This is a genomic window from Streptococcus massiliensis DSM 18628 (assembly GCF_000380065.1).
GTDB classification, from domain to species: Bacteria; Bacillota; Bacilli; order Lactobacillales; family Streptococcaceae; genus Streptococcus; species Streptococcus massiliensis.
Window position 1 is genome coordinate 1 of the sequence record NZ_KB904426.1, and the last position, 6,549, is coordinate 6,549.

Annotated in this window: 8 protein-coding genes; 4 read left to right on the top strand and 4 right to left on the bottom strand. The window is 44.6% G+C overall.

What is annotated here, in order from left to right; all coding sequences use genetic code 11:
* Positions 1-513: propanediol utilization microcompartment protein PduB (gene pduB, locus A3I3_RS0108830; RefSeq protein WP_018372347.1), on the top strand; the 513-nt coding region annotated here is incomplete at its 5' end.
* Positions 514-534: 21 nt separating this feature from the next.
* Positions 535-813 (top strand): BMC domain-containing protein, encoded by a 279-nt coding sequence (locus A3I3_RS0108835; protein ID WP_018371501.1) that lies wholly within the window; start codon positions 535-537, stop codon positions 811-813.
* Between the two features lie 46 nt (positions 814-859).
* Here A3I3_RS0108835 and A3I3_RS0108840 read toward each other — a convergent pair whose 3' ends face one another.
* From A3I3_RS0108840 to A3I3_RS0108850, 3 genes are read right to left on the bottom strand one after another with little or no spacing between them, the layout of a single operon-like run.
* On the bottom strand, positions 860-2,614 hold the full coding sequence (locus A3I3_RS0108840; protein WP_018372348.1) for a glycerophosphoryl diester phosphodiesterase membrane domain-containing protein: 1,755 nt from the start codon (positions 2,612-2,614) through the stop codon (positions 860-862).
* 42 nt (positions 2,615-2,656) lie between these two features.
* Entirely contained in the window at positions 2,657-3,448 is a 792-nt protein-coding gene (locus tag A3I3_RS0108845) for an ElyC/SanA/YdcF family protein (protein WP_018372349.1), read from the bottom strand.
* A 57-nt stretch (positions 3,449-3,505) separates the two neighbouring features.
* Positions 3,506-4,000 (bottom strand): MarR family transcriptional regulator, encoded by a 495-nt coding sequence (locus A3I3_RS0108850; RefSeq protein WP_018372350.1) that lies wholly within the window; start codon positions 3,998-4,000, stop codon positions 3,506-3,508.
* Between the two features lie 134 nt (positions 4,001-4,134).
* On the opposite strand from A3I3_RS0108850, the gene aao reads away from it, so the two are divergent.
* On the top strand, positions 4,135-5,307 hold the full coding sequence (aao, locus tag A3I3_RS0108855) for an aminoacetone oxidase (RefSeq protein WP_018372351.1): 1,173 nt from the start codon (positions 4,135-4,137) through the stop codon (positions 5,305-5,307).
* A gap of 88 nt (positions 5,308-5,395) precedes the next feature.
* Positions 5,396-6,190 (top strand): peptidylprolyl isomerase, encoded by a 795-nt coding sequence (locus A3I3_RS0108860; RefSeq protein WP_018372352.1) that lies wholly within the window; start codon positions 5,396-5,398, stop codon positions 6,188-6,190.
* Between the two features lie 102 nt (positions 6,191-6,292).
* Here the strand turns inward: A3I3_RS0108860 and A3I3_RS0108865 are convergent.
* Positions 6,293-6,549 (bottom strand): ISL3 family transposase (locus tag A3I3_RS0108865; RefSeq protein ID WP_018371590.1); only part of this gene is annotated, 257 nt, incomplete at its 5' end.

Sequence of the window (6,549 nt, forward strand, 5' to 3'; positions counted from 1 at the left end):
GTCAAAGCGACTAACACCGAGGTTCTCTCTATTGAACTACCACGTGATACCAAAGGTGGTGCAGGCCATGGCTCTCTCATTATCATTGGTAGTGATGATGTTTCAGATGCTAGACGNGGTNTTGAAGTGGCGCTAGCAACACTGGATCAAACATTTGGAGATGTCTACAGCAATGAAGCTGGACATTTAGAATTCCAATATACAGCTCGGGCCAGTTACGCTATAAACAAAGCTTTCGGTGCGCCACTTGGTAAATCTTTCGGACTAATCTGTGCAGGCCCTGCAGCTATTGGTGTCGTGCTAGCAGATACAGCTGTTAAAGCTGCCAATGTTGAAGTAGTTAGCTATTCTTCGCCAAGTAATGGAACCAGCTACTCAAACGAAGTTATTTTAACAGTCACAGGAGATTCTGGTGCTGTACGCCAAGCAGTTTCTGCTGCTCGTGAAGTTGGGCTTAATCTCTTGGGAAGCCTAGGAGAGCAAGCAGTATCTACTACTAAACCTTATATTTAACAAATTTAATGGAGGAACATTATGAACTCAGATGCACTTGGAATGATTGAAACTCACGGTTTCATTGCAGCGGTTGAAGCAGCTGATGCGATGGCTAAGGCTGCCAATGTCACACTTGTTGGTTACAAACAGATTGGTTCTGGACTTGTGACCGTTCTTGTTCGGGGAGATGTTGGAGCTGTTAAAGCAGCGACTGATGCAGGGACTGCTGCCGCAAGGAATGTTGGTGAAGTAGTTTCTACTCATGTGATCCCTCGACCTCATGGAGATGTCGAAATCATCTTACCTATGAAAGAATAAAATATAATAAATAAAATAAGCTAGTGGACAAAGCCGCTAGCTTATTCTAATAGATAAACATATAATTCCATAGTTGCTTGCTTAAGATTGTGCTGTAATCACGGTCGGCTTGATCATCTGCCACTGCTTTCTTGACCATAGACAGCTCGTCTGTGATGATACCGTCTACACCCAGCAGCAAAGATTGTCGAGTAGCAGCTGTATTATTGACCGTCCAAGCATAAACCTTTTTCTGATTGAGCCAAAGTTTGGTCATGAAATTTTCATCGAGACTACTGTACTCCATGGTGTAGCCCGTCGCCTGTGTCTGCGGGAAAATCGTATTGTAAGGCAGGATAAAGTAAACGGGGATTTTCTTGCTATAGTTGCGCACGCTAGTCACCACCTTGTAATCGAGCGAGTGCATCTGGTGTCCCCGCGCAATGATGTGCGGCCCGTAGGCCTTTAGGAAACGCTGCATCATATCAGACGAGTCTTTGGAGCTGGTCTTGATTTCAATCAAGAGCTTCTGCCCTAGCTCATCGGCTCTTTTGAGGTAATCGCTGAAGCTCGGCAAGGGCGCTTCCTGCCCGTTTTCTCTGACGGTTAAGCGGGTTAACTCTGCCAAGGTCAACTCCTGTGGCCTCTTATTAATACCAGCTAGTTTCTTCAGATTGGCATCGTGCATCATAACAAACTGTCCGTCCGCTGTCTCTTGCACATCCATTTCCACCAGGTCTGGCTTAAGCTGCGCTGTCCTCTCCAAGGCTGGAATGGTGTTTTGCACACCATTTTCCCGATCAACCCCACGGTGCGAAATAATCAAGGAGGGCTGATCTGCCGGCTGAAGGATTGTCAAAGCTCCTTCCAGAGTAAAAAAGGCAGAACTTATCGCCAAAATTCCTCCACGTAGCCAGCTGTGACGCTTTTTCTGCTGAAAGTCTGGTAGAGTCTTTCCTGTTAAAAAGGTCACAAAGAGCAACATGAAATAGATTATTGCTAGGTAAGTGATGATTCTAAGTGAGACAAAATTAATCAATGCAAAAGCAAAGGAAACTCTCGTCGGAAAGGCGTCCGCAAAAGTCTGCACCAGTAAAATGAGAAAGCCCCAGAAATAAAAGAAGAGGGAAGACTTGATGACAAGCCAGACTAGCTGTCCAGCAGTTGACCAGAAGCGCTGGCGGGTTTTGTCCCAGCTATAAGCAACCGCCTCACGCGCACTTTTCCCCTCAAAAAAGAGCTGCGGCAAAGCATAGACCCAGCGCACCGCCAGATAGAGCATGATTGTTCCAAGCGTCAGCATAAGAAGGGCAATCATGGGTTGAGCAAAGAGATAGGTCTGGATAAACTCTGGTAGCAGAATTTTTTCAAAATAATGAATTTTGAGTAGCCGCTTGAGAAAGGGAAAAAGAAAACCTGCGTAGACCAGCAAGAAGAAAGCCTTGGACAGACGAAATTGTCCTATTAAGATTTTAACCTTGGCAAAGGTGCGTTTGAGAAAGCCACGAATAGAGGTTGTCTCAGGCTCCAAAAGCTGACGAACGCCAATAAATATAGCTCCGAGCTGCGTATAAGCCATGAAAAGATTGGCTAAAAAGAGCAGCAAAAAACCTGCTGTTATCAAAGGTTTGCTGAGAAAAACCTGCCCCAGATTGGTGTAGGAAAGATAGGTCGCCCCTGTCAGCCGAAGCAACTCATCTGCTAGCAGAGAATTGAGCGGAATCCAGACCACTTCCATAATAATAAAAATAATAAACAACAAGAGCAAAATCTTGTCCAAGTTATGGTAGAGCTTTCGCAAGCCCAGTCTTTGTTTTTTCATGAATTGTTCCTTGAATGTAGATTTAGCAAGCGCCAAAAATCTTCACTTCGACGCGTAGAGAGGATTGGCCTCGCGGATTAGGTGGCTGTAGTGAGCGGTCAAATCCTCAAAAGCCTGCTCAACTTTAGGCGGAATGTTGACATGAGCCAGATAGTTTTTCCCGCGGGGCCCGTAGCCCGCCTCATCATCGCGCAGACGGGGAATTTCGCCCATGAGAAGACTGATATAGCGCTCCACATCCCACATGCCGAAAATCTCTTGTTCATAGCTCAGCTCGCCTTTATTGTCAACCACGTGCGCTTGATAGCTGGCATAGTTGATAATGGTCAGATTTTGAGGAGCAAATTTGCGCAAAACAGCGTCCATACGCAGCTGCATGGTAGCGTCTTGGCAAAGAATGATGCTATCAAAATCAATCTTCTTTCGCTTTAAAAGCGCCAGCAGATTGGTGATATTGTTGCCGCAGTTGGTGGACTCCGTCTCCAAAAAATCCACGCTCAAGCCGTATTTTTCCTGCAAATAAGCCGCAAAGAGCTCGGCCTCTGACAAATCCTGCTTAGGCAAAGCAAAGCCCAGCTGCTCTATCTTTTCCTCCAAGCTAGCAGTCGTATGCCCCCTGCCGCCAACGATGACATAGTGCTTGGCAAGCTGATTTTCAATCACCTGCGCCAGCACTTCTGCCCCCGCTAAAATACTGCCGCCAAAAAGCACGAAAACATCCGCTTGCTTGATACCGTATTTGCCCTTAAGACAGACTGGCGTCAGCTGCTCCACATCTCGTCTACCACAAAATTCCCCCAAAATATTGATTTTTGCTGCAATCTGGTCTTTCATCTGACGCTCCTTCTCTCTTAAAGCAAAGAAATCTCAGCTAGACAACTGAGATTTGTTTTATTTGCCAAATAACCGTGCGAAAAATCCTTTTTTCTCCTGCTCCTGCACTTTTTCTTTTGCTTCTTCCAATTCTAACTTCAGAGTATCACGGTCTTTCATGGATTGCAGGGTTAGTTGCTGCTGCTGGTCGAGCTGCTTGTCTTTTTCTGCAATCTGAACATCCTTAATCCGAATTTGCTCGTCTTTTTTAGCCAACTGCTGGTCTTTTGATTTGAGCTGCTCATAGAGCCGAACGATTTCCGCATTCTTTTCATCCACCAAAATCTCCATGAGTTCACGTTGTTTAATGTCTTCACTGACTGGTTCATCTTCAAAAATCGTTTTTTGGTAATGCTCTTCCAGCTTAATCAAACCGCTGCGTGTAACAACTGTTACACCCTTATCGTTCTTAGTTGTATCTTCAGGTTCTAGCAATTTCACGCGAGAATTAACCGCCTGACGGCTGACACCCAAAATCTCGGCCAACTCGCTCACTGTCTTTTCAATCGTCATAATTTCCTCTGATTTTTCTTGATAAATAGATACCTAAATCTTATCATATCAAGCCTTAACTGTCAAATATTCCCTTTATTTTATAAGGAGATGAGGGCGCTCCTTTTCTTCCCTTTTTATGTTAAAATAGAGCTATGATAGATTTTGATACCATTATTATTGGAGGGGGGCCTGCGGGTATGATGTCCGCTATCGCAAGTAGCTTTTATGGGCAGCACACCCTTCTCATCGAAAAAAATAGACGTCTGGGCAAAAAGCTGGCTGGTACGGGCGGCGGCCGCTGCAATGTCACCAACAACGGTAGTCTAGACGACTTGCTGGCTGGCATTCCGGGCAATGGGAGCTTTCTCTACAGCGTTTTTTCCCAGTTTGACAACCACGATATTATCCATTTTTTTGAGGAAAATGGCGTTGCTTTAAAGGTGGAGGATCACGGGCGCGTTTTCCCAGCGACTGATAAATCCAAAACGATTATTGATGCTCTGGAAAAGAAAATGCTGGACTTGGGCGTAAGCATTCAAACCAAGACAGAAGTCGTCTCTGTCAGAAAAGAAGACGGACGCTTTATCATCAAGTCCAATCAGGATAGCTGGACAGCGGAGCGGCTGATTGTCACGACTGGCGGCAAGTCTTATCCGTCCACTGGCTCAACTGGCTTCGGGCATGAAATTGCTCGCCATTTTAAGCACACGATTACAGAGTTGGAGGCGGCTGAAAGTCCGCTTCTGACCGACTTTCCTCACAAGGCCTTGCAGGGTATTTCGCTGGACGATGTGACTCTCAGCTATGGCAAGCACACGATCACTCACGATTTGCTCTTTACCCATTTTGGGCTGTCGGGCCCTGCAGCGCTGCGCCTTTCTAGCTTTGTCAAGGGCGGAGAAACCATTTATTTAGATGTTCTTCCACAGCTTTCTGAGCAGGATGTGCTGGATTTTCTGCAAAAAGAGCGGGAGAAGTCGCTCAAAAATGCCCTCAAAATCCTCTTACCCGAGCGCTTGGCAGATTTTTATGCACAGCCATTTCCCCAGAAAGTCAAGCAACTGACCGCTAAAGATGAGGCGCAGCTAGTCCAGCAGCTCAAAAGTCTAGCCATTCCCGTGACGGGCAAGATGTCGCTCTCCAAGTCCTTCGTCACCAAGGGCGGTGTCAGTCTTAAGGAAATCAATCCCAAGACACTGGAGAGTAAGCTGGTTTCAGGGCTTTATTTTGCTGGCGAGGTCCTGGACATCAATGCGCACACAGGCGGTTTTAATATCACCTGTGCCCTTGCGACCGGCTGGGTTGCAGGGAGTATAAATGACTGATTTTCATGCTTATCAAAGATGAAATTTGAAAAACTAAGCTGCTTATAGTAAAATAAGACTAGTTTTGAATGTTTAGAAAGGACTTTTCATGAAAAAAGCACTAATCACTTTAGGTTTACTCTCTGCTCTTGTTTTGACTGGCTGCACCAGCCTTCAACGCAGTTTACGGGGCAATGACTATGTAGACTCAAGTATCTCCGAGGAATCTTCCTCCAAAGTAGCCAGTCAGCTTGATCAAGATCGCAAGGACGCCTTGACTAACCCTAAAGCAGTCTTTCCGCAATTAACTAAAGATGTCGCTGAAAATGAAGCAGAGGTTAAAATCACAACTACTGAAGGTGTGATCACCGCTAAACTTTTTCCAAAATATGCACCTCTGGCAGTTGAGAATTTTTTAACTCATGCAAAAGAGGGTTACTATAATGGTGTTCTTTTCCATCGCGTTATCAAAGATTTTATGGTTCAATCAGGCGATCCAAAAGGTAATGGGACAGGTGGCGAGTCCATTTGGCAAGGAAAAGATAGTAGTAAGGATGCTGGACAGGGCTTCAAAAACGAAATCAGCCCTTACCTTTATAATATCCGAGGTGCTCTTGCCATGGCAAATCGCGGTGCGGACACTAATGGTAGTCAGTTTTTCATTAACCAAAACAGCCAAGATCAATCCAAAAATCTTTCTGAGCAAACCTTCCCAGCTAAGATTATTGATGCCTATAAACAAGGAGGTAATCCTAGTTTAGATGGTAGCTACACTGTTTTTGGTCAAGTTATTGATGGAATGGATGTTGTAGATAAAATCGCTAGTGCTGAAACTGAAAACGACAAACCAAAAACAGACATTAAGATTGAGAAAATCGAAGTTATTAAAGATTACAAGTTCTAAAAATAAAGCTTGAAGTGAATCATTTCAGATCCTACAAAAAAGATGAGCAGACTTTTACTAATAAAAGAGGGCTCTTTGTCAACTGTAGTGGGTTGATGTCAGCTAAGATCTGGAGAGAACCGAATTGGTTCTCTCCTTTTTGATATTTAAAGCGATGAGAATTCTAGTTTTAAAGTTGTCAAAGTTCCGAAAGCCGAAAGCGTTGCGCTTGATAACCTTGATAAGGTTGTTAGTGGCCTCTAGCTTAGCATTTGAGTAGGGAAGTTCCAAAGCATTGATAATCTTGTCCCTCTCTTTCAAAAAAGTCTTAAAAACAGTCTGAAAGATAGGGTTTACAGAAGAAATTGTATCTTCGATGA

What these genes read in the sequence shown, in the direction of transcription:
- A3I3_RS0108860 (WP_018372352.1), top strand. Translation starts at nt 5,396, where the DNA reads ATGAAAAAAGCACTAATCACTTTAGGTTTACTCTCTGCTCTTGTTTTG.
- A3I3_RS0108845 (WP_018372349.1), bottom strand. Translation starts at nt 3,448, where the DNA reads ATGAAAGACCAGATTGCAGCAAAAATCAATATTTTGGGGGAATTTTGT.
- A3I3_RS0108850 (WP_018372350.1), bottom strand. Translation starts at nt 4,000, where the DNA reads ATGACGATTGAAAAGACAGTGAGCGAGTTGGCCGAGATTTTGGGTGTC.
- A3I3_RS0108840 (WP_018372348.1), bottom strand. Translation starts at nt 2,614, where the DNA reads ATGAAAAAACAAAGACTGGGCTTGCGAAAGCTCTACCATAACTTGGAC.
- A3I3_RS0108835 (WP_018371501.1), top strand. Translation starts at nt 535, where the DNA reads ATGAACTCAGATGCACTTGGAATGATTGAAACTCACGGTTTCATTGCA.
- aao (WP_018372351.1), top strand. Translation starts at nt 4,135, where the DNA reads ATGATAGATTTTGATACCATTATTATTGGAGGGGGGCCTGCGGGTATG.